1 protein-coding gene is annotated in these 235 nt (G+C 41.3%); it reads left to right on the top strand.

Going from position 1 to position 235, the window contains the following annotated elements; translation table 11 throughout:
* The coding region (locus tag I5349_RS14085; RefSeq protein ID WP_262895418.1) for an ATP-binding protein at positions 1–221 on the top strand (221 nt) is incomplete at its 5' end.
* Positions 222–235 lie beyond the last annotated feature (14 nt).

Raw genomic sequence — 235 nt, 5'->3', positions numbered from 1 at the left:
AAATCAAGGACACTGGGATAGGGTGTAGTGAGGAGTTTCAAAAAAATCTATTCAAGCCATTCATGCAAGAGTGTATGGGGCTTGATAGAAAGTATGAGGGCACAGGGCTTGGCTTGTCCATTGCCAAAAGATTGATAGATCTAATCTATGCTTCTATCGAGGTGTCATCAGTCAAAGGTCAAGGGAGAACATTCAGACTCATCATACCTTCTAAAGCTTAAGAGTTGAAGAACTC

Origin of the sequence: Penaeicola halotolerans (genome assembly GCF_016464625.1) — a bacterium.
Taxonomy (GTDB): Bacteria; Bacteroidota; Bacteroidia; order Cytophagales; family Cyclobacteriaceae; genus Penaeicola; species Penaeicola halotolerans.
This window is presented reverse-complemented; position numbering and strand designations above follow the sequence as displayed.